Genomic DNA, 23828 nt, shown 5'->3' with positions numbered 1-23828 from the left:
CTTCCTCCTAAGGATCATCAATGAGCGAAAACGGCGCCAGTAAGGCAGCCGCCCGGACCGCAAGCATGGAACGCACCACCAGCGAGTCCTCCGTCCTGGTTGAAATCAACCTCGACGGCACCGGAGTCTCGGATATCAGCACCTCGGTGCCGTTCTACGACCACATGCTGACGGCGCTCTGCAAGCATTCGCTCATCGACATGACCGTGAAGGCAACGGGAGACACCCACATCGACGTCCACCACACCGTGGAGGACGTTGCCATTACCTTCGGCGAGGTCCTGCGCACCGCCTTGGGCAACAAGGCCGGGATCCGCCGCTTCGGCGAGGCCACCGTCCCGTTGGATGAAGCGTTGGCACACGCCGTCGTCGACGTCTCCGGACGCCCTTACCTGGTGCACGGCGGCGAGCCCGCCGGCCAGGAATACCACTTGATCGGTGGACATTTCACAGGCTCCCTGACCCGCCACGTCTTCGAGGCCATCACCCTGCACGCGGGCATCTGCCTCCACATGAATGTCCTGGCTGGCCGGGATCCGCACCACATCGTGGAGGCCCAGTTCAAGGCGTTCGCCCGGGCGCTCCGTTCCGCCGTCGAGTCCGATCCCCGTGTCGAGGGTATTCCCTCCACGAAGGGAGCCTTGTGAGCGGGCAGATCCTCAAGGACGGCGCTGTGGTGGATCCGAAGGCGGCCGGCCGCATCGTTTCGCCTGAGGGAAAGCCGACCGTAACCGTGCTCGATTACGGTTCCGGCAACGTCCGCTCGGCGGTCCGGGCCCTTGAGCGTGCCGGAGCGGCAGTGACCCTAAGCGCCAAGCCCGAAGATGTCCTGAACGCCGACGGGCTCGTGGTCCCCGGCGTCGGCGCCTTCGAAACAGTGATGCGCGAACTCAAAGCGGTGGACGGTATCCGGATGATCGGCCGCCGGGTCGCCGGTGGCCGCCCCGTCCTGGGGATCTGCGTTGGACTCCAAGTGTTGTTCGAAGCCGGAGTGGAGCACGGGACGGAGGCCGAAGGAATGGGCGAGTGGCCCGGCAAGGTCGAACTCCTCCCTGCGCCCGTTGTCCCGCACATGGGCTGGAACACCGTGGAGGTGCCGGAAGGCTCAAAGCTGTTCGCCGGCGTCGAGCACGAACGATTCTATTTCGTGCACTCGTACGGCGTTCAAAAGTGGGAATTCGACGTCGTCCAGCCCCGCATGGCGCCGCCGAAGGTGACCTGGTCGGAGCATGGCGCCCGCTTCATCGCAGCCGTGGAGAACGGCCCTTTGTGCGCCACGCAGTTCCACCCCGAGAAGTCGGGCGACGCCGGCGCCCGGCTCCTGCGCAACTGGGTTGAGGGCTTGCGCCCGCAGGCCAACCCCCAGGCGCAAGCCGGGGCCGGAGGCGCTGCCTGATATGTGGTCGGTTATCCTCATGGGCGCCGCCGGGCTGCTGGTTGGCGGCGGTATCTCCTTCCACCAGCAGAAACGACCCGCCTGGGTCTCCATTTCCTTCTACGTACTCGCCGCCTTGGCGCTGGTGGCCGCCTACCTCTTCACCCTGCCTGCCAAATGATCCTGCCTGCTAAATGATCCTGCCTGCCAAATAACTTGCCGGGCACCTGATGCCCGCCCCCACCGACACCGAGGACCCAATGACCACCGCCTCCGAACTGCCCGTTCTGGAACTCCTGCCCGCCGTCGACATCGTGGACGGCCAGGCCGTCCGTCTCCTCCAGGGAGAAGCCGGCTCCGAGACCAGTTACGGCACCCCGCTGGAAGCCGCATTGAACTGGCAGAACGCTGGCGCCGAATGGGTGCACATGGTGGACCTTGACGCTGCCTTCGGACGCGGCAACAACGCCGGGCTCATCAGCGAGGTCGTGTCGCAACTCGACGTCAAGGTGGAGCTGTCCGGCGGATTGCGCGACGACGAATCCCTCGAGCGCGCGCTCGAGCTGGGCGTCGCCCGGGTGAACCTCGGAACCGCCGCGCTCGAGAACCCGGAATGGACCCGCCGGGCCATCGAGCGCTTTGGCGACAAGATCGCCGTCGGGCTCGACGTCCGCGGAACCACCCTCGCAGGCCGCGGCTGGACCAAGGAAGGCGGGGACCTCTGGGAGGTTCTGGCTCGCCTCGAGGACGCAGGCTGCGCCCGTTACGTGGTCACCGACGTCACGAAGGACGGAACCCTGCAGGGCCCCAACGTCGAACTGCTGCGCCAAATGGTCGAGAAGACCGGCAAGCCCGTCGTCGCATCCGGAGGTATCTCCAGCCTCGAAGACCTGCGCGTCCTGCGGGAGCTCGTACCGCTCGGGGTCGAAGGAGCGATCGTCGGCAAGGCCCTGTACGCCGGTGCCTTCACGCTTCCGGAAGCCCTGGACGTCGCCGGACGCCGCTGATGTCGCAGGATCCACAGGTCCCGGCCGGCGCCGAAGCAACACCCGCACCACGCCAGTTGCCGGGGCACATCGCAGCCGCCCTGGCGGGTGCCGGGGGCTCGGGCGATTCCGCAGGCCAGCCCTGGGCGGGCCGCGACCTGAGCGGCGACGCGGCCAAGATCCATAATTTCGAGGACGACGACGGCACGGCCGACGCCGGGTACCTCGCCGCCGTCGCGGCCCTGCTCGCCGGGACCGGAAGCGAAGCCGGTGTGGTGGCTTCCTTGGCAACGGCCAGGGTGTTCGTACCGGTGGTGGCCCAGCTCGCTGAGGAGGCCCCGGGCGTGGACGGCCTCCATGCCGACAAGCAGGCCGACATGGCACTGGTGACACTGAAAGCGCCGGATGGCCGCACGGCCATGCCGGCCTTCACTTCGGCTGCCGCCCTTGAAGCCTGGCATCCGCAGGCCCGTCCCGTCGCCGTCTATGCGGCCCGGGCGGCGTTGTCTGCCGTCTCCGAGGGAGCCCAGTTGCTGGTCCTCGATCCCGGTTCGGAGGTCACCTTCGTCGTGCGGCGGCCGGCCATGTGGTCCCTGGCGCAGCAGCGCGACTGGACGCCGTCGTACCTTGATGATGAACTGGAGACTGCTCTCAATTCCCTGGCAGGGATGTACCCCGCAGTGCGGCGCCTTGAGGTGCTGCCGGGATCGGGAATGGCTTCGCGGACGGCTGACGGAACGGCCATGGCGGGCGGGGGACCCGGGCCCGAATTGCGCGTGGTGTTGTATCTCGAAGACGGCCTGGACGCCGCCGCGGTGCAGGACCTGGTCTCCGGGCTGAACGGGCGTTGGGCGCAGAACGAATTGTTCGCCGAGCGGGTTGACTCGATCGAGGTCAGCGTCCGGCGGGCGGCACAGTAGCCGAAGGCACAGGGGGAGCGTCCTCGTCCTGCCCTCGGCGGGAACAGAGGATGTAGCTCGTGAATTTCTCTCTCTACCGGGAGATGCTGTCCATCGCGTCCGTGCGGCGCCTCTTATTGGTGGGCATGGTGGCCCGCATACCCCACTCGGCAGCGGGGGTCCTGCTCACCCTGCACATCGTGCTCACTCTGGGCAAAGGATATGCCGCCGCCGGTGCGGCCGCCGCGGTATTCACCATCGGCATCGCGATCGGCGCTCCGTGGCGGGGACGGCGCGTGGACACTGTCGGCTTGCGCAAGGCGCTCGTTCCTTCCATCGTGTCCGAGCTGGTGATCTGGTCCGTCGTGCCGCACGTCAGCTACGAATGGATCCTTCCCCTTGTCTTTGTCGGGGGCCTGTTGACGCTGCCGATCTTCAGCGTCATCCGGCAGTCCCTCGGCGTGCTGGTTGACGGCGAGCAGCGGCGTTCGGCCTATGCGCTGGATTCGATCGGCACCGAGGTGGTCTTCATGATCGGCCCCGCGGTGGGCGCAGTCGTGGCAACGAGCGGACTCACGGTGCTCGGCCTCACCATCGTGGGTGCGTGCACTTCGGCTGCCGGGCTCGTCCTGCTGTGGTTCAATCCACCCACCCGCAGCGAGGCCGTCCTGGATGCCGGCCAAGCGGCTGACCGGGACGCCGACGAGCTCCATGCGGCCGAAGCCGCAGTGGTGGCAGCAGCGCCGGTCCATCTCCAGGAGGCCGCTTCAGAGATGGCGCCGCCGGTTTCGGAACATTCCGGGCTGCGCGGAAAGGTGGTCCGGAACTTCACGTGGTTCACCGCCGCGGTAGCCGCGGTGTTCGCCGTCGCCGCCGGATCGGGCATGGTCCTGAGCGGCACCGACGTTGGAATCGTCGCCGTATTGCAGCGCGGCGGGCACGAGAGCGAGATCGGAATTGTTTTCTTCTTCTGGTGCGCCTCGTCAGTAGTCGGAGGGCTCATTTACGGTGCCATGCACCGGCCTGTCTCACCCATCCTGCTCCTGCTGGGCATGGCGGCCTTGACCATCCCGATGGGATTCGCTGCAGACACTTGGACCCTTGCCTTGTTGTCCCTGCTTCCCGGCCTGCTCTGCGCTCCGGTGTTGTCCGCGGCGTCGGAAAAGGTCGCCGAGATCGTGGATGAGGACAGGCGCGGCGAGGCCATGGGCTGGTATGGCTCGGCCCTCACTGCGGGCGTGGCCTTCGGTTCACCGTTCGCGGGAATCTTCATCGACGGCGTAGGCCCGTGGGCCGGCTTCGTCGCCATCGGGACGGCGGGAGTGGTGCTGTGCCTCGCCGGTCTTATCCTCCAGCTGCGTCGCCGCCGCATGATGACCGCCAGTGCCGGCGCCGGGGAGCAGTACAGGTGAGTTGAGCCCCAACCGCCGGGATACGACGACGGCGGGCCGGCCACGGGGCCGGCCCGCCGTCGCGGGGGGTACAGGTAGTGCGGGTCAGTTGACCGGGCCGGTGAACTTTTCGCCCGGGCCTTTGCCCGGCGCGTCCGGGATAAGGGACGCCTCGCGGAACGCAAGCTGGAGGGAGCGGAGGCCGTCGCGCAAGGGGCCGGCGTGCTGCGAACCGATTTCCGGTGCGGCGGCGGTGACGAGTCCGGCCAGCGCCGTGATCAGTTTGCGGGCCTCGTCCAGGTCCTTGAGCTCTTCGGCCTCGGGGTCGTCGGCCAAGCCAACCTTGACGGCTGCTGCGCTCATGAGGTGAACGGCGCCGGTGGTGATGACCTCAACAGCCGGTACTTCCGAAATGTCGCGGATCTGCTGGCTGACGCCGGCACCGGTGCCGGCGGGCTCGTGGTCGAGGGAATTGCTGTCTGAAGTGCTCATGCTGGTAAGCTTGTCACAGACCGGCTGGAAGTTGCCATTTTCCATGGCACGCAGAGCCCGGACGCCACCCGTCGTTAATGTGCGGTTGGTTGCCGATTTCTGTAGAATTGACTTTCAGTTTGCAAGCGGAGTTCTCTCCCACCCGCGTCAGCCGTTTCCCTTCAGGGATGTAAGTTGCCGGGTATTGGTCGGACACCGTTCAAGGTAAGCCTTGAATGGTGCGAACGCCTCCTTTGGGGGGCCGTTTCCGATCTTCGAGGCCTCCGATTGCGCCAGCAATTGGGGGCCTTCTCTTTTTGCCGGTGGAATACTCATCACAACAACAGGAGCTTTGACATTAGCGAGCCAAGAATCAATGAGCGTATCCGCGTCCCCGAGGTACGTTTGGTCGGCCCTGCCGGCGAACAGGTTGGAATCGTCCGTATCGAGGACGCCCTTCGTTTGGCTGCCGAGGCTGACCTGGATCTCGTTGAAGTTGCACCGCAGGCGAAGCCTCCGGTGTGCAAGCTGATGGACTTCGGCAAGTACAAGTACGAAGCCGCTGTTAAAGCCCGTGAGGCCCGCAAGAACCAGACCAACACGGTCCTCAAGGAAATCCGCTTCCGCCTGAAGATCGACACCCACGACTACGAGACCAAGCGCGGCCACGCGCTTCGCTTCCTGGGTGCCGGTGACAAGGTGAAGGCCATGATCCAGTTCCGCGGACGTGAGCAGCAGCGCCCTGAAATGGGCATCCGCTTGTTGCAGCGCTTCGCTGAGGACGTTGCCGAAGTCGGCGTGATTGAGTCCAGCCCGCGCATCGATGGCCGCAACATGGTCATGGTGATCGGTCCGCTGAAGAACAAGGCTGAGGCCAAGGCCGAGGCCCGCCGCGCGGCGCAGCGTGCGGAAGCCAAGGCCCAGAATGAAGCCAAGGCCGCCGCGGGGCGGATTGACGTTTCGGGCGAGGATGCTCCCTTGACCCAGTCAATGGCAGACCTGCTCCCGGCTGAACTCTTGAACCGGACCGGGGAAACCCAGGCCGAGGAAACAGCACCGGAAGCCGTTGAGGCGGAGGCCGCTGCAGCCGAAGCGACTCCGGTCGCTGAGGAAACCCCGGCCGCTGAGGAAACGGTTGCGGAAAAGTCCCCGGTCGTTGAAGCGGCTCCGGCTGCACCGGCACCGGCGAAGGCTCCTGCGCCGGCGAAGGCTCCGGCACCGGCGAAGGCTCCTGAGCAGGCAGCTCCGAAGCCTGCGGTTCCGGCTGCTCCCAAGCCTGGTGCCGCGCCGGTACCGAAACCGATGGCGAAGCCCGCGGCTCCGAAGCCTGCAGCTCGGCCAGCAGCCCCCAAGGCCGCTCCGAAGCCCTCGGCACGCAAGACCAACTAGTCACGCCGCAGGAGGCATGCCCTCCGCCCGGCACGAAAGCAGCAGCCGCCCCGATGGGGTGGCTGCACGAAAGAACTGCAGACCCCGTCTGCGGACACGTAAGGAGATCGGTTCCCATGCCGAAGATGAAGACCCACAGTGGTGCTAAGAAGCGCTTCAAGCTGACCGGCACCGGCAAGCTGAAGCGTCAGCAGGCCAACCGCCGCCACTACCTGGAGCACAAGTCCTCCACCCTGACCCGTCGCCTTGCCGGCGACAGGATCGTCTTCAAGGGCGATGCCAAGGTCATCAAGAAGATGCTCGGCGTCTAAGTTCCAAGTTTTCCGGCAGTTGCCATCCGGCAGCCGCCGACTACACCAAAGCCTTCTCAGGCCGGCCGGATTCCCGGCAGTAGCAGCTTGGGATAAGAATTTTGAAGGAGTACGCACGTGGCACGTGTGAAGCGGGCGGTAAACGCCCACAAGAAGCGTCGGGTTGTCCTCGAACGGGCCAAGGGTTACCGCGGTCAGCGGTCTCGCCTGTACCGCAAGGCAAAAGAGCAGCTGCTGCACTCGTTTGTGTACAGCTACGGCGACCGCCGCAAGAAGAAGGGTGACTTCCGTCGCCTCTGGATCCAGCGCATCAACGCTGCATCCCGCGCCAACGGCCTGACCTACAACCGTCTGATCCAGGGCCTGAAGGCCGCTGAGGTCGAGGTTGACCGCCGCATGCTGGCCGAGCTGGCCGTTTCCGACGCCACCGCGTTCGCCGCGCTGGTCAAGGTTGCCAAGGACTCCCTGCCTGCCGACACTTCGGCTCCGGCAGCCAAGTCCGAAGCTGCTCCCAAGGCTGCCGACAAGGCCCCCAAGGCCAAGGCTGCGAAGAAGCCGGCCGCTGCAGCTGCTGAGTAGCACGCAAAGCCTCAGTTCATGGGACGGTGGCAACTGCCACTAAAGTTCTGTCTATGAACGAAACCGGGCGCCCGCAAGATCTTCCGATGTCCAACCCCCGAGCCGATCGGGTCAGGGACGTCGCAAAGCTTGCAGGGCGCCCGGCCCGTTTAAAGCGAGGACGTTTCCTCGCCGAAGGCCCCCAGGCCGTTCGCGAAGCGCTTGTCCTGCACCGGGCGCGCACCGGGGCGGGGGAGCCCGGCGTCGTGCACGAAGTCTTCGCGAGCGAAAGCTGCCTGGAAAAGCTCCCTGAACTGGCCGCACTCGCCGACGGTGTTCCACTGCGGCTCGCCAATGATGACGTCCTCGCGGCCATGGCGGACACTGTCACTCCCCAGGGGATTGTGGCGGTCTGCAGTTTTGTTGACGTCAGCCTTGAATCAGTGCTCGACGCCGGACCGCGGCTGATCGCCGTCATGTGCCAGGTACGGGACCCCGGCAACGCCGGAACGGTGCTTCGGGCCGCTGATGCGGCGGGGGCGGATGCCGTGGTGTTGACGGCGTCCAGCGTCGATATCTACAACCCCAAGGCAGTACGGTCCACGGCGGGTTCGCTCTTCCACCTGCCGGTTGTCCTGGGTGCGGAGGTAGCGGACCTGGTGGCGCTCTGCAAGGAGCGCGGCATAGGAATCCTCGCCGCGGACGGTTACGGCACCCTCAACCTGGACACACTCCAGGACGAGAACGCTGCACGCCGCCTGGGCGCCTCGGCAACGGCTTCCGCCTACGCCCTCGAAAACCCGACGGCCTGGCTGTTCGGCAATGAGGCGCAGGGACTTTCAGATTCCGAGCTTGCCCTTGCCGATCATCGTGTCGCAGTGCCCGTTTACGGTTCGGCGGAAAGCCTGAACCTGGGCACGGCCGCCACGGTCTGCCTGTACGCCAGCGCACGCTCGCAGCAGGGCAGCTGACGTGGCTGGAGATGGCGGTACCAAGGCAATCATCGCGGCATTGAGCGCCAACCTGGCCATCGCCGCGCTCAAGTTCGTCGCCTTCGTGTTGACGATGTCGTCGTCCATGTTGGCCGAGGCAATCCACTCCGTGGCCGACTCAGGCAACCAGGTGCTCCTGCTACTCGGCGGAAAACGGTCACAACGCGCCGCAAGTCCCGAACATCCGTTCGGCTACGGCCGTGAGCGCTACATTTACGCCTTCATCGTCTCGATCGTGCTGTTCAGTATCGGCGGACTCTTCGCACTCTATGAAGCCTGGGAGAAGTTCCTGCACCCGCACGCCATTGAAGGCGGCTTCTGGTGGGTTCCGCTGGCTGTGCTGGTCGGCGCGATTGCGGCCGAGTCCTTCTCTTTCCGGACCGCCATCCACGAATCGAATCCCTCGCGCGGCAAACAAAGCTGGATCAAGTTCATCCGCAACGCCAAGCAACCGGAACTTCCCGTGATCCTCCTGGAGGATTTCGGAGCCCTCCTGGGCCTCGTTTTCGCGCTGTTCGGCGTGGGCCTGACCCTCATCACGGGCGACGGCTCGTGGGACGCGGCGGGCACCGGGATGATCGGCTTGCTTCTCGTGGGAATCGCCGTGGTGCTCGCAGTGGAGACCAAGTCCCTCCTGCTCGGCGAATCAGCCACCCATGAGGACAACGCGCGGATCACGGAAGCCATTGAGTCCAACGGCACCCGCATCATCCATCTCAAGACTATGCACTTGGGCCCGGAGGAGCTGCTTGTCGCGGCGAAGATCAGCGTGGGCGCGGCCGATAGCGGCCAGGCGATTGCCAAAGCGATCGACGACGCCGAACTCAGGATCCGCACTGCAGTTCCGATCGCGCGGGTCATCTACCTTGAGCCCGACGTGGAGCGCGCCTAGGTCCAGTCAACCGGGGGGCAGAAGCGGCGGGACCGGAACCCGCCCTATGCCACGAGGGGCTTCTTGCGCTCCAGCCAGCCGCTGATGCCCGCGACGCCGAGTCCCAGGAGCGCCAGGACGGCGCCGACGAGGGCAGGGGCAACGTATCCCCAGCCCCAGGCGATGACCACCCCGCCGAGGAACGCGCCAAGGGCGTTCGCGATGTTCAGTGCGGAGTGGTTGAGCGAAGAGGCCAAGGACGGCGCATCCGGAGAAGCGTCGAGCAGGCGCGTCTGCAAGGGCGGAATGAGCATCGAGCCGATGCCGCCCACGATGAAGACCATGATGAATGCGGACCACGCCCAATGGGCGGCGACGGCATAGGCCACCAGCGCCAAGGCGATGAGGGGCAGGACCCGGTAGATGGTTCCCATAACCGACTTATCGGCGATGCGGCCGCCCAGGATGTTGCCTGCCACCATGCCCAGTCCGTAGAGGGCCACCACGACGGGTATCAGCGCTTCCGGGATGCCTGCTACGGACGTCATCGTGTGGGAGATGTACGTGTAGGTGGCAAAGAAGCCGCCAAAGCCGATGACTCCAATCAGCAGTGCCAGCCACACCTGGATGCGCTTGAGGGCGCCGAGTTCCCGGCGGATGCTTGCCTCCGGGTGGGCGGGCTTGAAAGGTACAAACTTCCAGATCAACAAACTCGTGGCCAAGCCGATAATGCCCACCACCACGAAGAGCAGGCGCCATCCGAACGTCTGGCCGAGCCACGTAGCCGCGGGAACGCCAATGACGTTGGAGACGGTAAGTCCGCCCATGACCATCGAAATCGCCCAACCGCGCTTGGTGGGGGCGACCAAGCTCGCCGCGATGACCGCGGCGATTCCGAAGAAGGCGCCATGGGGCAGTCCCGAGGCGAACCTCGTGATCACCATGGTTCCGTAGTCCGGTGCAATGAGAGATGTCAGATTCGCGATCGACAGGAACAGCATGAGGCCCAAGGCCAGGTGCTTGCGGGGCAGCCGGGCCCCGAGTGCCGCGAAGACGGGCGCTCCCACCACCACACCCAAGGCGTAGGCTGAAATCAGGTTCCCAGCCTCGGGACTGCTGATGTTGAGTCCCCTCTCGATCTCCTTGAGCAAACCCATCATGGTGAACTCTGTGGTCCCGATGGCGAATCCACCCATGGCCAGGGCAAAGATCGCCGGCGCAACGCGGCGGCTGGATGTTTGGGAGGTCTTGCTGGGAGCGGTAGTGGTCATCGTCCTGTTTCTTGGGGCCCGGCGGGATGCCGCTCGAAGGGAATCGAGCCGACGTTCAAGCTTAGGGCCCGCTTTTGATGAATGGCCGCGAATGTGACAACTTCCATAGGCGGGCGGGGGACTTTGCGGGCCAATAGACTGTTGCGGTGACTGGACTGATAAGCGTGGCGGGCGCCGCCGTCGTCGACTCCCTTGAAAATCCGAAGCTGCTGCTCGTCGCGAGGCGCAGCGCCCCGCCCCAATTCGCGGGAATGTGGGAGTTTCCCGGCGGCAAGCTGGAGGCCGGGGAATCCTTCGAAGACGCGCTGCACCGCGAATTGTTTGAAGAACTCGGGATCACGGTCCGGCTCGGGGCCGAAGTTGAACCTGACGAACCCGCCGGGTGGCCCTTGAATGAGCGGGCGGTCATGAGGGTCTGGTTCGCAGAAGTGCTCGCCGGCGAGCCGCGTCCGCTCCAGGACCACGATGAGCTCCGGTGGGTCCCGTTTGGCAACGGGGACGAAGCGTTCACCTTGCCGTGGATTCCTGCAGACCTGCCTATTGTCCGTGCACTGCTGGAACGGGTGGCCTCCGGTGCCCGGCCGGGAACGTCCGCCTAAAAAAGGGTCGACTGGCCGGTGGCTGGGAAGGCAGCGGGCGGAAGGGGTGCCGGGGTTTCCTTGCCTGCGCCGGCGTTCCTGTGGCTGAAACCGCTGCTTCCGGAAAAGCCGTGGCGGCCCTTGAAGAAATTGATGCGGCCGCTCAGCCAGGTCCTGTACTCCTTCGAAGCGTACGAGCCCTGGCCGTAGAGGCGCCGGTACTTGCCGACAAGGCCCGGATGGTGTGCCGCCAGCCATTGCATGAACCATTCGCGGGTGCCCGGCTTCAGGTACAAAGCACCGGCCGTCACTCCGGTGGCGCCGGCCTCGGAGAGGGCGGTGAAGAGCGACTCCAGGGCGTCATCGCTGTCCGTCAGCCACGGCAGGATGGGCATTGCCATGACGCCGCAAGGCAGCCCGGCCTCCCGCAACCGGCGGACGAGCTTGAGCCTGGCGCGCGGTGCTGGCGTGCCCGGTTCCACCACCGAGGCCAAGGCTTCGTCAGTCATGGCCAGCGAGATGCCCAGGTCTACCGGCACCTGGCTGGCAGCATGCTTGAGGAGCGGGATGTCGCGGCCCAGGAGGGTTCCCTTGGTGAGGATGGAAAACGGAGTACCGGAATCGGCCAGGGCACGGATGATCCCCGGCATGAGCTGGTAGCGTCCCTCTGCGCGCTGGTAGGGATCCGTATTGGTTCCGAGGGCGACGTGGTGCCGGGCCCACGAGGGTTTGGACAGTTCCTTGCGCAATACCTCCGCCGCGTTGATCTTCACGATCACTTGGGAATCGAAATCGAGTCCCGGGTCGAAATCCAGGTAGGTGTGGCTCTTGCGCGCAAAACAGTACACACAGGCGTGGCTGCATCCGCGGTACGGATTGACGGTCCATTCAAAGGGCATCTGGGAACCGGACGCCACCTTGTTGAGCACCGATTTGGCGGTGACCTCATGGAAGGTGACTCCGGAGAATTCGGGGGTAGAGACGGAACGCACAAGCCCGGCCAGCGGCAGCAGTGCTTCCGTTGCTGGGGCGGCTCCGGACGGCACGCTGCCGCTGTTGTCTCCTGGTGCCGGACCACGCCGTGGTGAAAGTGCTTGTGCGTCCCATCTCATGGGCTCCATTCGAATATATGTTCGAACGGTTGTCAAGGCGCCGGCGATTCCAGTTCCCACTGCACCACGACGGTCGCGGAAACCGCCACGGATCCCGCTTCTATGGGCACCACTTCGCTCGCCGAAGCGCGCTTCATATCGCCCATCATCGGCACCACCGATCCGTGTTCCGGCCGCTGGTCGATGGATAGCACCCGCCCCAAGCGGCTGCCGGCAAGTGCGGCAAAACGGGCCGCCTTCGCTTCGGCCTCCCGCCAGGCAGCTTCCTGCGCCTGCGCGGCGACAGCGGCGGAATCCCGGAATCCCTGTTCGATCCCGTTGATGCGAAGACTGTCACCGCCTGCGGCCACCGCCGCAGAGAGGGCCGCGGCGGCCGCCGAGGGCGGCCCGACCCGCGCAAGCAGGGTGGTTGAGGCGACATATCCAGTGACCTTCTGCCCCTGGTTTTCGGCCCACACGAGCTCCGCCCGCAAATTGAGGCCGCTGGTGCGCAGGTCAAGACCGGCTACGCCGTGTTCGCGCAAGGCATCCGTCACGGCCGAGGCGGCCTCGGCGGCGTCGGAATAGGCCCTTTCGGCGGTGTCGCGCCTCACCTCGACGGCGAGCGTGAGCGTAAGCAGGTCGGGAACGGCTTCGGCGGTTCCTTCTCCGGTGACAGTGATGGTGCGCTCCGGTGTCATGGGGCCATGCTAGTCCGGGGCGCCGGCGAACTCGCCGGGGCTGTGTCACGGTTTAAATCCCGGCCGGACCCTTCTACTAGACTGGTTGTTAGTGCCCGCCGGACGCGTCCAGCGTGCATCGCTTCCGCTTTTGCCATGGCGTTGCCTGGTGAAGACCATTTCCGACTCGTAGCTAAGAACAGTAGATGACTGACACTTTGCCGGGCGCTGCCATCCCGAACCCTCTGGATGAAGCCGCCATCACCGCTGCCGTTGAGGAAGCCGTCGCCGCGATCGCTGCTGCGACGTCCCTCGAAGAACTCAAAGCCGTCCGTTTGGCACACACGGGAGAGAAATCGCCCTTGAGCCTTGCCAACCGTGAAATCGGTGGCCTGGCCAAGGAACACAAGGCCGCCGCGGGCAAACTCATGGGTTCATCCCGTGGCCGCGTCAACCAGGCGCTCGCAGCACGGACCGCTGTGCTGGAAGCCGAAAACGACGCCCGCATCCTCGTGGAGGAAACCGTCGACGTCACGGCAGCGCCGCGGCGGCGCCGTGCCGGGGCGCGCCACCCGCTCTCCACGCTGCAGGACCGGGTGTCGGACATCTTCGTCGGGATGGGCTGGGAAATCGCGGAAGGACCCGAGGTCGAATCCGAGTGGTTCAACTTCGACGCCCTTAACTTCAAGCCGGACCACCCGGCGCGCGAAATGCAGGACACCTTCTTCGTGGAACCTCCCGAGGCCCACCTTCTGATGCGCACCCACACGTCCCCGGTGCAGGTCCGTTCCATGCTGGAACGCGAAGTGCCCATCTATGTGCTGTGCCCGGGCAAGGTATTCCGCACGGATGAACTCGATGCCACGCACACGCCCGTGTTCCACCAGTTCGAGGGCCTGGCCATCGACAAGAATCTGAGCATGGCCGATCTCCGCGGAACCCTGGAGCACTTTGCCCGGCAGATGTTCGGCGATGAAGCGCAGATCCGCCTGCGTCCCAACTACTTCCCGTTCACCGAGCCGTCCGCGGAGCTGGACATTTGGCACCCCGGTGCCAAGGGTGGCCCGCGTTGGATCGAATGGGGCGGTTGCGGGATGGTCAATCCCAACGTCCTGCGCGCTGCCGGCATCGACCCGGACGAGTATTCAGGTTTTGCCTTCGGCATGGGCATCGAGCGCACGCTCATGTTCCGCAACGAGGTCGGCGACATGCGCGACATGATCGAAGGCGATGTACGTTTCAGCGAGCACTTCGGGATGGAGATCTAACAGTGCGTATCCCACTTTCATGGCTGCGCGAATTCGCGCAGGTTCCGGCTGACGCAACGGCCGAAGACGTCATGGCGGAACTCGTCAAGGTCGGCTTTGAAGAGGAAGCCGTCCACCGGCCCACCGATCAACTCAAGGGTCCCATCGTGGTGGGCCAGGTCCTGAGCCTCGTCAAGGAACCGCAGAGCAACGGCAAGACCATCAACTGGTGCCAGGTCCGCGTGGTCCCTGAGGGCCAGGAGCAGACCCTGACCGGCAAGGGCATCGATCCCTCCGGCGTGCAGGGCATCGTTTGCGGTGCCCACAACTTCGTCGAGGGCGACAAGGTGGTGGTGACGCTCCCGGGCGCCGTCCTGCCCGGCGACTTCCACATTTCCGCCCGCAAGACGTACGGTCACCTGTCCGCCGGCATGATCGCGTCGGTCCGTGAGCTCGGCATCGGCGAGGACCACGACGGCATCCTGGTGCTCTCCCGCATCGGATTGGAGCCCGAGGTGGGCACGGACGCCATGGAACTCCTTGGCCTCTACGACGAAGCCGCGGAAATCAACGTCACCCCGGACCGTGGCTATGCCTTTTCGATCCGCGGCGTCGCCCGCGAGTACGCCCACGCCACCGGTACCGTCTTCACGGACCCGGCCTCCAAGGTCGCCGCTCCGGCATCCCTGCAGGGCGGCTACGGGATCAAGCTCAACGACGACGCGCCCATCTACGGCAAGCCCGGTTGCGACCGTTTCGTGGCCCGCACGGTGCGGGGCGTGGACGCCACCCGTCCCACCCCGCCGTGGATGGTCTCCCGGCTGCGCCTGGCCGGGATCCGGTCCATTTCGCTGCCCGTGGACATCTCCAACTACGTGATGCTCGAACTCGGCCAGCCGAACCACTGCTACGACCTCGACAAGCTTTCGGGCGACATCGTGGTCCGCCGCGCGGTCGCGGGGGAGAAGATCACCACCCTCGACGGGAAAGTGCGTGCGCTCGACGTCGAAGACCTCCTGATCACGGACGACTCCGGCGCCATCGGCATCGCGGGCGTCATGGGCGGAGCGAACACCGAGGTTTCCGATTCGACCACCAACATCCTGGTCGAAGCCGCGCATTTCGACGAGGTCTCAATCGCGCGCTCGCGCCGCAGGCACAAGCTGCCGTCGGAGGCGTCCAAGCGCTTCGAACGGGGAGTGGACTGGCAAGTTGCCAACGTTGCGGCCCAGCGGGTCGTTGACCTCCTGGTGGAACTGGCGGGCGGGACGGCGGACGAAGCCGGTACCGACGTCGGGACAGCCCCCGACGCTGTGACCATCGAGCTGCCTGTCGGCTTCGCGGCCGCCCGGATCGGCATCGACTTCACGGAAGAACAGATCACGGGTTCCCTCAAGGACCTCGGCGCCATCGTCCTGAAAGACGAGGTGGGCGGATCCTTCGTGGTCACCGCCCCGAGCTGGCGCAACGACCTCGAAACCAAAGAAGACCTGTCCGAGGAAATCGCGAGGTTGGTGGGCTACGACAACATCCCGGCAACCCTTCCCGTGGCCCCTCCGGGCCGCGGCCTGACCCGGACACAGCAGCAAAAGCGACGCGTTGTCCAGGCCCTCGCCGACGCCGGGCTCACCGAGGTCCTCTCGTACCCGTTCGTCTCCAAGTCCGCCAACGACACCTTCGGCGTTGCCGAGGAAGGCGCGGAACGCACCGCCCTCAAGCTGGCCAATCCGATCAGCGAGGAACACGGCTACCTGCGTACCTCCGTGCTGCCCGGCCTGATCGAAGTTGCCCGCCGCAACCACTCGCGCGGCTTCCGGGATCTCGCCCTCTTCGAAGCCGGCTCGGTATTCCTCCCGGACGGGCAACTCGGCACGCCGTCCATCCCGCCGCTTGGCGTCAAGCCTTCCGATGAGGTGCTCGACGCACTGTACGACGGCGTCCCGGACCAGCCGCTGCACATCGCCGCGGTGTTGACCGGCCACGATTCGCCCGCTGCCGCGGCCCACACGCCGCGCGCCTGGGACTGGGCCGACGCCCTCGATGTTGCCCGGCTCGTCGGCGACGTCCTCGGCGTCGAACTCGTGGTCAGCCAAGGCAGCCACCAGGCGTTCCACCCCGGCCGCGCCGCGCAGCTGGCGCTTCGCTCCGGCGAGGTCGTGGGCTACGCCGGCGAACTGCACCCCAAGCTGCTCGCTGCCCACGACATGCCGGCCCGTTCCGTGGCCTTGGAGCTGAACGCGGACGCGATCTTCGAAGCCGCTCCCGACGTCATCGTCGCCAAGCACATCTCCGGCTTCCCGGTCGCCACCCAGGACGTCGCCCTGGTGGTGCCGCTGGACGTTCCGGCGGACGCCGTGCTGGCCGCCCTCAGGGAAGGCGCCGGTGAACTGCTTGAAGACGTCGCCCTGTTCGATGTCTACGCAGGCCAGCGAATTGAAGAAGGCAAGAAGTCCCTTGCCTTCGGGCTGCGATTCCGGGCCACGGACCGGACCTTGACCTCGGACGAGGCGTCGGAGGCCCGCGAGGCCGCCGTCGCCGTCGCCGCAGAGCGATTCGGAGCAGTCCAGCGCTGACAAGCATCAACCCGGGGGTCCAGGGGCTGGCTGTCCTCATCCAGTCCCTGGATCCTGCCGATTCCGCCGCCGTGGAAAAGACGGCGGCGGAATTGTTGTCTCCGGCCGAAACCCTCAGGGGACGCGCCATGGCTCCAGACCCCGGGCTCGAGTTCCTGGCGGCCAGGTTGGCGCAGCAAGACTTTGCGGCCACCCTTCTGGGTGTCCCGGCCTCGAGGTTCCAGGCTGCCTACTCCTGCCCGGACTGCGGTTCCGGTCCGGACATCGCCCACGGCCGCCCCGGATACCTGCTCGACGGCGGCCCGGCACCCCTGGCGCTCAGCGCCTCCCGGCGGTCCGGCTGGGTGTTGTGTGCCGCCGTCGTGCATCCCGAACCCGGGCTGCGGGTGGGCGTTGACCTGGAAAATGCGGCAGGCACCGAGTTCGCCGGCTTCGACGACGTGGCCCTGACCAGGCAGGAGCGTCAACATCTTGGCGCGCTGGAACCGGGGCAGCGGCCGCATGAGCGCGCACGATTGTGGGCACGCAAGGAAGCCTGGTTGAAGATGACGGGCGAGGGCCTCAGGGTGAGCCCCGACTCCCTCGACGTGCTCGACAGTCCGGGGCTGTGGGACCTGGCGCTCCCGGACTGTGCTGAGGGCCGGGAGCTTCCGGTGGGGCTGGTTGCCGCCCTCGCGGTTATGTCCCGCTGAATCCGGCGATCAGCCGAAAGGGGGCAGCCTTGCTTTGTATAGCCAGGGTTCCAGCACGCTGGCGGCGTCGAGTCCTGGAACGTAGGCATCGGCCGTAGCGACGAAGTCCGCGGTAGACACCGAACTGTGACGCCTGGACTCGGTCCAATGCCGCAGGAGTCCAAAAAACGCCGCGTCACCGCACGCAAGGCGGACGGCGTGGAGGGCGAGCGCTCCACGTTTGTACACACGGTCATCGAACATGTGCTCCGGACCCGGATCGCCGATCACCAGGTCCTGCGCGCCGACCTCAAGCTTGCGCCACGCGGACCTGGCACGCTCCGCGAGGGACAGGACGCCGGCTTCCTCGGACCAGATCCACTCGGCGTAGCACGCAAAGCCCTCATGCAACCAGATATCCCTCCAGCTCGCCACCGTGAGCGAGTTGCCGAACCACTGGTGGGACAGCTCGTGGGCGATGAGGCGCTGCGCGTCCCACGATTGCTCCATGTGGTTTCGGCCAAAGATCGAGAGCGTCTGGGCTTCAAGCGGGATTTCCAGTTCGTCCTCGGTCACCACGGCCGTGTATTCGGCGAAGGGATACGGACCGAAACAGTCCACAAAGGTTCGCATCATATCGGCCTGCCGTGCCAAACCGCCGAGGGCCTCGGTCAACAAGGCGGGGGAGACGGCAACGAACTGGGGCACCGGAGCCTGGCGCTGGGCATCGGCGTGATGGGCAGTCCCGGCGCGGAGCCCGGCGGGCGCGGGGCTGAGTTGGTGCAGCTGGTAGCGTCCGATCTGGACCGTGGCAAGATAGCTTGCCATCGGTTCGGACTGTTCGTAGACCCAGGTCTCGCGGCTTGATTTCCTGCTGCGGGAGACAAGGCGGCCGTTGCAGATCGCGCGGTAGTTGTCGTCCGTCGTGATGCTGATCAAATAGCTGGACTTGTGCCGCGGATGGTCGTTGCACGGGAACCAGGACGCGGCGCCGTTCGGCTGCCCGGCGACGAGCACGCCGTCGTCGAGCTCTTCCCAGCCGACCTCGCCCCACAGGCCCCGGCGCGGCTTCGGGTTGCCTTCGTAGCGGAGTTCGATCGTGAAACGCTGGCCTGCCGGCAACCGGTCTTTGGTGGTGATCACGAGGTGTTCGCCGCGCGAGCTGAACTTGGGCACTTTCTTGCCGTCGACCAGGATTTTTGAAGCCTTCAGGCCCACCAGGTCCAGGACCAGCGAACCGGTATCTTCGAGCGTCAGGCAGCGGAGCATGGCGCGGCCGTTGAGCCGGTTGCTGCCCAAGCTGTAGTCCAGGTCCAATTCATACCTCAGCACCTGGAAAGCCGTGCTCCCGTGGTGCAGGGTGTAGGGATCGGCGGCGGTTGCCTGCGCTTGGATTGGTCCGGGTTCGCTGCGGCTCATGAGCGCTGGCTGCCTCCGTGTAGCTTGTGGTGTTGCGGTCATCATGGGCCGGTGGTCAATATGCCCTCTTGCCAATCTACGCTACGGCCCGGACCAGGGGCTGACTGGGTTGCCCATCCAGTAGGTGCCCGCAGGCACCGTCTCGCCGCGCATGACCAGCGACGCCGGGCCCACGGTTCCGCCGGCCCCGATGCTGGCGCGCGGCAGGATGACGCCATGCGGTCCCATCGTGGCGCCGTCCCCCAGGACCACGGTGTCGATGCTCATGATGCGGTCATGGAAGAGGTGTGTCTGGACCACGCAGCCACGGTTGACCGTGGAGCTTTCGCCAAGCGTGACGAGGTCGGCTTCCGGAAGCCAGTAGCTCTCGCACCAGGTGCCCCGGCCGATTTTCGCCCCGAGCGCCCGGAGCCACCACACCAAGGCCGGCGTGCCGGACGCCGAACGCGCGAACCACGGAGCGCTGACCATCTCGATGAAGGTATCCACCACCTCATTGCGCCAAATGAACGAACTCCACAGCGGATGTTCGCCCGCTTTGATGCGTCCCACCAGGATCCACTTCGCGGCGACGGAACTCGCGGCGGCAACGGCGCCGGCGGCGAGGAGCACGACGCCTCCGAGGGCGGCGGCAAGCCAGTATGAAGTCCCGGTGGCGATCCAGTCGAGGACCAGCACGATGCCGACGGCGATGCCCACCGTCAGGATGACCGGAACCAGCCGGCACAGCTCCCAGAGGGCCCGTTTGGTCTTGAGGGCCAGCGGCGGGTTGAAGGTAAGGCTCTGATCCGCATCCACGGCCGTCCGGCGCAGCCTGACGGGCGGGCTGCCGAGCCAGGAGGTGCCCGATTTTGCCTTGGCAGGTGTAGCCGACAGCACCGCCACGAGCGAGTTCTTAGGGACGCTGCGGCCTGCGGCAGTCATCCCGGAGTTGCCGAGGAAAGATCGTTTGCCGATCTTGGCCGGCGCCACCTTCATCCAGCCGCCGCCGAGCTCGTAGGACGCCACCATGGTGTCGTCGGCGAGGAACGCGCCTTCGCCGATGGTGGTCATGCGCGGCAGCAGGAGCACCGTGGAAGCCTCCACGTTACGGCCCACTTTGGCGCCGAGCAGGCGCAGCCACACCGGCGTGAAGAGGCTGGCGTAGATGGGGAAGAGCAAGTCCCGTGCCATGTCCAGCACGCGCTCGGTGGCCCAAACCTGCCAGCCGACGCGGCTGCGGACCCGATAGTACCCCTCCTTGAGGCCGATGCCGAGCAACCGGGTGGTCACAAGGATCAGCAGGAGATTGCACAGGAACCAAACCAGTGCGGCCGGCGGAATAGCAAGCAGGATTTCCGGTAGGGCATCCTGCAGGGAACTCCTGCCTTGGATGAAGGCCAGGATCACGATCGCCGCGGCGAATGCCGAAACGTAGGGAATCAAAGCAAGCAACGCCGACGCGCCGGCGAACGCCGCAAACCAGAGCCGGCCGATCAGGTGGTGTGACGAGGGGGTCTCGGGCCATGCAACCTTGGCTTTGCCGCGGCGTTCGGCGGGGGAGCCGGCAACGTGGTGCCCGGCTTTGACCTTGCCGAACACCGCGGAGCCGGGCTCCACCCGGGCGCCTGCGCCGATGCTGGTTCCCGGCATCAAGGTGCTTCGGGCGCCGACTGTGGCGCCTGCGCCCACATGGATGGCCCCGATGTGGACATAGTCCCCATCGATCCACCAAGCGGAAAGGTCCACTTCGGGTTCGATGTTGCAGCCGCTGCCCAATGAGAGCAGCCCTGTGACGGGAGGCAGGGAGTGCAAATGGACGTTGTTCCCGATCTTCGCCCCGAGCGCCCTGGCGTAGTAGGGAACCCACGGGGCGCTGGCAAGGCTGATGGCGCTCGAAAGGTCCTGGATCTGTTCGGCGAGCCACAGCTTCAAGTGGACTTTGCCCGAACGCGGGTAGGTTCCGGGCTGGACTCCGCGCAAGAGGATTCGTGCGGACAGGATCGAGATGCCCATGCGTCCCGGCGGGCTGACGAACACCAGCCAGGACGCCAGGATCCACCACCAGGACACCACGGGAGCGGCGGTAAACCCGGCGAAATCGGCCAGCAGATGGTTCGCGGCCATGAGATACGTGAGCCAGCGCATGCCCACGAGGATGTTGAGGAAGATCCCCATCAAGGTCTGGAAGATCTGCGATTTCCGGGAGGTGGGGCGGACTGTGCGTTCCGCGGCCGGCCCCGCGATGACGCCTTCGGGCAATGATTGCCGCGCGGCTTCGATCAGGGCGCCGACGCGGGGCGTCGCGTAGATTTCCGCCACTGTGATGGTGGGGTAGCGCACCCGCAGTGCCGAGACCAACTGTGCCGCGGCGAGGGAGCCGCCACCATAGGCGAAGAAATCGGCGTCGAGCGAGCTCACGCCGGACCCGAGGACGCTTTCCCATTGCTCAACCACCCATTGGGCGTCCTCGGGCAATTTCAGCGCCGCCTTGTCGGCGTCCGCCGCGCCGCCCGCGCCCGGCAACGGCCACGGAAGGGCAAGCCGGTCCACTTTGCCGCTGGTCTTTGTCGGAAGCGAATCCACAACCGTCAACAGCGGGATCAAGGCGGCGGGCAGGGTTTCAGTCAACAGTTCGCGCGACGCTGAGAGGTCGATCTCGTGCGGTCCGGCCGGAGCCAGGTAGCCGACCAGTATCTGGTTCCCCGCCGCCGTCGTGCGGACTGCTGCCGCCGCACCGGCGACCCCCGGGAGCGCCTGCAGGGCGGCGTCGATTTCGCCCAATTCGATGCGCCGGCCGCCAAGCTTGACCTGTTCGTCCGCACGGCCTTGGAAGATGAGGCCGGCTTCCTCGTAGCGGACGAGGTCGCCGGAGCGGTACGCGCGTTCCCACCCCAGGGACGGCATGGGAGCGTACTTCTCGGCATCCTTTGCGGGATCGAGGTAGCGCGCCAGTCCGACGCCGCCGATGATCAATTCGCCCGTCCCGCCTTCCGCGACCGGAACTCCGGCGGCGTCGACGACGGCGAGGTCCCAGCCGTCAAGCGGCAGTCCGATGCGGACCGGGCCGGACCCGCCGAGGGGAGCTGCACAGGCCACGACGGTCGCTTCGGTCGGGCCGTAGGTGTTCCACACTTCGCGGCCGTCCACCGCGAGGCGCTCGGCGAGTTCGGGAGGGCAGGCCTCGCCGCCGAAAATAAGAAGGCGCACGTTCTCAAGGGCTTCAGCCGGCCACAGGGCCGCGAGCGTGGGCACGGTGGACACCACTGTGACGACGTGGTTGATGAGCCAAGGGCCGAGGTCCATGCCGGAACGCACGAGCGCGCGCGGTGCCGGGACGAGGCATGCACCGTGCCGCCACGCCAGCCACATTTCTTCGCAGGAAGCGTCGAAGGCCACCGACAACCCGGCGAGGACCCGGTCCTGCGGACCGATGGGATCCTGCTGGAGGAAGATCCGGGCTTCTGCGTCAACGAAGGCCGCGGAGGAACGGTGCCGCACCGCCACACCCTTGGGCGTGCCCGTGGAACCGGAGGTGAAGATCACCCAGGAATCATCGTCCAGGCCCGGGCCGCGCGGGGCCGGATGCGGAGCCCGGCGATCCACTGACATTTCGATCGTGCGGCCCTTGGTGATGACGGCCGCCACTTTGGCTTCTCCGAAGACCAGCCGTGCCCGCTCCTCGGGATCGTCCGCGTCCACCGGCACATAGGCGGCCGCAATCGAGAGGATCGCCAGGATGGCAATGTACAGATCGTTGGACCCGGAGGGGATCCGCACACCGATCTTGTCTCCGGGGCCAAGTCCGGCCGCGCTGAGTTCGGCACCGAAATTGCGCACATGTGCCATGAGTTCGGAGTAACTCAACGACTTGTGCCCGTCATCGAGGGCAGAGGCCTCCGGGAACGTCCGGGCCGTGTCCTGGAGGATCTCAATGAGCGTGCGCGCCGGCGGTGTGGCTGCCGAGCCCTGCAGTTGGGGCAGGTGCACCGCTTTCAGTTCCCGGCTGTCCGACCGGATTTCATGTTCCTGGGTCACGTTCCAAGCTTCTCGGATTGAAGTGAACAAAAAGCGCCAGCCGCCGCGTGGCCGTTGCGTAGGTTTATGGGAGCAACAGTAGCTTGCCCGTGGTCTTGCGGGCTTCCAGGTCGCGATGGGCCTCGGCGGCTTCGGCGAGCGGGTACGTTTTGCCAATCCGGACCTTGAGGGCGCCGCTGGCCGCAGCGCGGAAGACCTCCGCGGAACGCCAGTGCCGCTCCTGCGGGTTCTGGAGGAAATGGGCAAGCGTCGGGCGAGTCAGGGACAACGATCCGGCTGCGTTCAGTCGCTGCGGGTCAAACGGAGGCACCGGTCCGGATGCTGCCCCGAACAGGACGAGTGCGCCGCGGATGCGAAGGCTCGCGAGGGACGCGTCGAAGGTGTCCTTGCCGACGCCGTCGTACACCACGTTGACGCCTTCGCCGTCGGTGAGCTCGCGGACCTTGTCCGCAAAGCCGTCGTAGCGCAGGACCTCGTCCGCGCCGGCTTCCCGGGCCAGGGCTTCCTTTTCGTCCGAGGAGACTGTGGTGATCACGCGGGCGCCCCGGGCCTTGAGCAGCTGGGTCAGGATGAGTCCCACCCCGCCGGCGCCTGCATGGGTCAGGACGGTATGGCCCGGTTCCACGCGGAAAGATGAGTTGATCAGGTAGTGCGCGGTCATTCCCTGCAGCGGCAGGGCTGCGGCCGTGTGGTCGTCGACGCCGTCAGGTACGGGGAGGGCTTTGTCTGCGTCCACCAGGGTGTACTCCGCGTAGCTGCGGGATCCTTCAGCGGTGGCGACCCTGTCCCCGACGCTGAAATCCACCACATCCGCGCCGATGGCCGCTACGGTTCCGGCCGCCTCGGCGCCAGGGGTGAACGGGTATTCAACCTTGTAGAGGCCGCTGCGCTGATACGTGTCCATGAAGTTGACTCCGGCGGCAGCGACTTTGACGAGGAGTTGGCGCGGGCCCGGGACCGGAACCTCTGCCTCCGTGACTTCGAGGACTTCGGGTCCTCCGGCTTGCCGGGCAATGATTGCGTGCGTCATGGGTCTCC

22 protein-coding genes are annotated in these 23828 nt (G+C 66.0%); 15 read left to right on the top strand and 7 right to left on the bottom strand.

Features of this window, described 5'->3' with window-relative positions:
- Positions 1-20: 20 nt before the first annotated feature.
- From hisB to L0B83_RS00155, 6 genes are all read left to right on the top strand, one after another.
- A complete protein-coding gene (gene hisB / locus L0B83_RS00180; RefSeq protein WP_234755906.1) occupies positions 21-647 on the top strand; it encodes an imidazoleglycerol-phosphate dehydratase HisB in 627 nt (208 codons plus the stop codon).
- A complete protein-coding gene (hisH, locus tag L0B83_RS00175; RefSeq protein ID WP_234755905.1) occupies positions 644-1396 on the top strand; it encodes an imidazole glycerol phosphate synthase subunit HisH in 753 nt (250 codons plus the stop codon). Before hisB ends, hisH begins: the two co-directional genes overlap by 4 nt.
- Position 1397: 1 nt before the next feature.
- Complete coding sequence (locus tag L0B83_RS00170) at positions 1398-1556, top strand: CG2302 family histidine operon protein (RefSeq protein WP_234755904.1); 159 nt, start codon at positions 1398-1400, stop codon at positions 1554-1556.
- Positions 1557-1635: 79 nt separating this feature from the next.
- Entirely contained in the window at positions 1636-2382 is a 747-nt protein-coding gene (gene priA / locus L0B83_RS00165; protein WP_234755903.1) for a bifunctional 1-(5-phosphoribosyl)-5-((5-phosphoribosylamino)methylideneamino)imidazole-4-carboxamide isomerase/phosphoribosylanthranilate isomerase PriA, read from the top strand.
- Positions 2382-3281 carry an SseB family protein gene (locus L0B83_RS00160; protein ID WP_234755901.1) on the top strand — a complete coding sequence of 300 codons (900 nt, stop codon included), beginning with the start codon at positions 2382-2384 and terminating at the stop codon, positions 3279-3281. Before priA ends, L0B83_RS00160 begins: the two co-directional genes overlap by 1 nt.
- Before the next feature lie 59 nt (positions 3282-3340).
- The gene (locus tag L0B83_RS00155) at positions 3341-4672 is read left to right on the top strand and encodes an MFS transporter (RefSeq protein ID WP_234755899.1); all 1332 of its coding nucleotides are present in this window, start codon (positions 3341-3343) and stop codon (positions 4670-4672) included.
- 84 nt (positions 4673-4756) lie between these two features.
- Here L0B83_RS00155 and L0B83_RS00150 read toward each other — a convergent pair whose 3' ends face one another.
- Positions 4757-5143, bottom strand: a complete 387-nt coding sequence (locus L0B83_RS00150; RefSeq protein ID WP_234755897.1) for a DUF1844 domain-containing protein — start codon at positions 5141-5143, stop codon at positions 4757-4759.
- A 384-nt stretch (positions 5144-5527) separates the two neighbouring features.
- On the opposite strand from L0B83_RS00150, the gene infC reads away from it, so the two are divergent.
- The 5 genes from infC (at position 5528) to L0B83_RS00125 (ending at position 9264) form a co-directional block, all read left to right on the top strand.
- Positions 5528-6511, top strand: coding sequence for a translation initiation factor IF-3 (gene infC, locus L0B83_RS00145; protein ID WP_234755895.1), 984 nt, complete (start codon positions 5528-5530; stop codon positions 6509-6511).
- A 116-nt stretch (positions 6512-6627) separates the two neighbouring features.
- A complete protein-coding gene (rpmI, locus tag L0B83_RS00140) occupies positions 6628-6822 on the top strand; it encodes a 50S ribosomal protein L35 (RefSeq protein WP_028266640.1) in 195 nt (64 codons plus the stop codon).
- Between the two features lie 117 nt (positions 6823-6939).
- On the top strand, positions 6940-7401 hold the full coding sequence (gene rplT / locus L0B83_RS00135; protein WP_234755894.1) for a 50S ribosomal protein L20: 462 nt from the start codon (positions 6940-6942) through the stop codon (positions 7399-7401).
- Positions 7402-7454: 53 nt separating this feature from the next.
- Complete coding sequence (locus L0B83_RS00130) at positions 7455-8351, top strand: TrmH family RNA methyltransferase (protein WP_234755893.1); 897 nt, start codon at positions 7455-7457, stop codon at positions 8349-8351.
- A 1-nt stretch (position 8352) separates the two neighbouring features.
- Positions 8353-9264: a cation diffusion facilitator family transporter gene (locus tag L0B83_RS00125; RefSeq protein WP_234755892.1), complete on the top strand. Its 912-nt coding sequence runs from the start codon at positions 8353-8355 to the stop codon at positions 9262-9264.
- Positions 9265-9308: 44 nt separating this feature from the next.
- Here L0B83_RS00125 and L0B83_RS00120 read toward each other — a convergent pair whose 3' ends face one another.
- Entirely contained in the window at positions 9309-10514 is a 1206-nt protein-coding gene (locus tag L0B83_RS00120) for an MFS transporter (RefSeq protein ID WP_234755891.1), read from the bottom strand.
- 146 nt (positions 10515-10660) lie between these two features.
- Between L0B83_RS00120 and L0B83_RS00115 the strand changes: the two genes are divergently transcribed.
- Positions 10661-11113, top strand: coding sequence for a (deoxy)nucleoside triphosphate pyrophosphohydrolase (locus L0B83_RS00115; protein WP_234755890.1), 453 nt, complete (start codon positions 10661-10663; stop codon positions 11111-11113).
- Here the strand turns inward: L0B83_RS00115 and L0B83_RS00110 are convergent.
- Both L0B83_RS00110 and L0B83_RS00105 read right to left on the bottom strand, forming a co-directional pair.
- Positions 11110-12204 (bottom strand): Rv2578c family radical SAM protein, encoded by a 1095-nt coding sequence (locus L0B83_RS00110; RefSeq protein ID WP_234755889.1) that lies wholly within the window; start codon positions 12202-12204, stop codon positions 11110-11112. The two genes, L0B83_RS00115 and L0B83_RS00110, sit on opposite strands and share 4 nt — an antisense overlap.
- Before the next feature lie 32 nt (positions 12205-12236).
- Positions 12237-12884 (bottom strand): SIMPL domain-containing protein, encoded by a 648-nt coding sequence (locus tag L0B83_RS00105; RefSeq protein ID WP_234755888.1) that lies wholly within the window; start codon positions 12882-12884, stop codon positions 12237-12239.
- 185 nt (positions 12885-13069) lie between these two features.
- Here L0B83_RS00105 and pheS point away from each other — a divergent pair, with 185 nt between their 5' ends.
- The 3 genes from pheS to L0B83_RS00090 all read left to right on the top strand — a co-directional run bounded on the left by pheS (position 13070) and on the right by L0B83_RS00090 (position 17375).
- Complete coding sequence (gene pheS, locus L0B83_RS00100) at positions 13070-14131, top strand: phenylalanine--tRNA ligase subunit alpha (RefSeq protein ID WP_234755887.1); 1062 nt, start codon at positions 13070-13072, stop codon at positions 14129-14131.
- A 2-nt stretch (positions 14132-14133) separates the two neighbouring features.
- Positions 14134-16683: a phenylalanine--tRNA ligase subunit beta gene (gene pheT / locus L0B83_RS00095; RefSeq protein WP_234755885.1), complete on the top strand. Its 2550-nt coding sequence runs from the start codon at positions 14134-14136 to the stop codon at positions 16681-16683.
- A 128-nt stretch (positions 16684-16811) separates the two neighbouring features.
- Positions 16812-17375, top strand: a complete 564-nt coding sequence (locus L0B83_RS00090) for a 4'-phosphopantetheinyl transferase family protein (RefSeq protein ID WP_234755883.1) — start codon at positions 16812-16814, stop codon at positions 17373-17375.
- A 9-nt stretch (positions 17376-17384) separates the two neighbouring features.
- Here the strand turns inward: L0B83_RS00090 and L0B83_RS00085 are convergent, their stop codons facing one another.
- The 3 genes from L0B83_RS00085 to L0B83_RS00075 all read right to left on the bottom strand — a co-directional run bounded on the left by L0B83_RS00085 (position 17385) and on the right by L0B83_RS00075 (position 23820).
- On the bottom strand, positions 17385-18773 hold the full coding sequence (locus L0B83_RS00085) for a M1 family metallopeptidase (RefSeq protein ID WP_234755881.1): 1389 nt from the start codon (positions 18771-18773) through the stop codon (positions 17385-17387).
- A gap of 81 nt (positions 18774-18854) precedes the next feature.
- Complete coding sequence (locus tag L0B83_RS00080; protein WP_234755878.1) at positions 18855-22790, bottom strand: Pls/PosA family non-ribosomal peptide synthetase; 3936 nt, start codon at positions 22788-22790, stop codon at positions 18855-18857.
- Positions 22791-22854: 64 nt separating this feature from the next.
- Positions 22855-23820: a quinone oxidoreductase family protein gene (locus tag L0B83_RS00075; protein WP_234755875.1), complete on the bottom strand. Its 966-nt coding sequence runs from the start codon at positions 23818-23820 to the stop codon at positions 22855-22857.
- Between the last annotated feature and the right edge of the window lie 8 nt (positions 23821-23828).

This window comes from Arthrobacter alkaliphilus (assembly GCF_021483235.1).
GTDB classification, from domain to species: Bacteria; Actinomycetota; Actinomycetes; order Actinomycetales; family Micrococcaceae; genus Arthrobacter; species Arthrobacter alkaliphilus.
This window is presented reverse-complemented; position numbering and strand designations above follow the sequence as displayed.

Coding starts and splice junctions, on each gene's coding strand:
- rpmI (WP_028266640.1), top strand. CDS start 6,628: ATGCCGAAGATGAAGACCCACAGTGGTGCTAAGAAGCGCTTCAAGCTG.
- hisB (WP_234755906.1), top strand. CDS start 21: ATGAGCGAAAACGGCGCCAGTAAGGCAGCCGCCCGGACCGCAAGCATG.
- L0B83_RS00110 (WP_234755889.1), bottom strand. CDS start 12,204: ATGAGATGGGACGCACAAGCACTTTCACCACGGCGTGGTCCGGCACCA.
- L0B83_RS00090 (WP_234755883.1), top strand. CDS start 16,812: ATGGCTCCAGACCCCGGGCTCGAGTTCCTGGCGGCCAGGTTGGCGCAG.
- priA (WP_234755903.1), top strand. CDS start 1,636: ATGACCACCGCCTCCGAACTGCCCGTTCTGGAACTCCTGCCCGCCGTC.
- L0B83_RS00130 (WP_234755893.1), top strand. CDS start 7,455: ATGAACGAAACCGGGCGCCCGCAAGATCTTCCGATGTCCAACCCCCGA.
- L0B83_RS00075 (WP_234755875.1), bottom strand. CDS start 23,820: ATGACGCACGCAATCATTGCCCGGCAAGCCGGAGGACCCGAAGTCCTC.
- L0B83_RS00120 (WP_234755891.1), bottom strand. CDS start 10,514: ATGACCACTACCGCTCCCAGCAAGACCTCCCAAACATCCAGCCGCCGC.
- L0B83_RS00085 (WP_234755881.1), bottom strand. CDS start 18,773: ATGAGCCGCAGCGAACCCGGACCAATCCAAGCGCAGGCAACCGCCGCC.
- L0B83_RS00160 (WP_234755901.1), top strand. CDS start 2,382: ATGTCGCAGGATCCACAGGTCCCGGCCGGCGCCGAAGCAACACCCGCA.
- L0B83_RS00105 (WP_234755888.1), bottom strand. CDS start 12,884: ATGACACCGGAGCGCACCATCACTGTCACCGGAGAAGGAACCGCCGAA.
- L0B83_RS00150 (WP_234755897.1), bottom strand. CDS start 5,143: ATGAGCACTTCAGACAGCAATTCCCTCGACCACGAGCCCGCCGGCACC.
- pheS (WP_234755887.1), top strand. CDS start 13,070: ATGACTGACACTTTGCCGGGCGCTGCCATCCCGAACCCTCTGGATGAA.
- L0B83_RS00170 (WP_234755904.1), top strand. CDS start 1,398: ATGTGGTCGGTTATCCTCATGGGCGCCGCCGGGCTGCTGGTTGGCGGC.